Genomic DNA, 246 nt, shown 5'->3' on the forward strand with positions numbered 1-246 from the left:
GTGTACTCCGCCGTGCTCGACTACGCCTACCTTGTCGTGGCCTCCAACCATGTGAAACAGGCCCGCAGCCTCCTCCCCGCCTGGTGGGGGATCATCGAGGCCGTTCCCGTAGGCGAAGCGGTCGATCTGCGTCACCGCCGCAAGGCTCGATGGAACTCCAAAGTCGACGCGTTCACTCTGTGCACGTTGCTGTGGCGAGACGAAGCCTTAGAGGAGCTGGAGTTGCGCGGCTGGGCGACCGGCGTG

At 64.6% G+C, this 246-nt stretch carries 1 protein-coding gene; it reads left to right on the forward strand.

Annotation, left to right across the window (positions count from 1 at the left end; genetic code table 11):
- On the forward strand, positions 1–246 hold a 246-nt coding region (locus tag R0J87_RS23430), incomplete at both ends, for a hypothetical protein (RefSeq protein ID WP_498889378.1).

It is taken from the genome of Halomonas sp. SIMBA_159 (genome assembly GCF_046536035.1).
GTDB lineage: Bacteria > Pseudomonadota > Gammaproteobacteria > Pseudomonadales > Halomonadaceae > Vreelandella > Vreelandella venusta_A.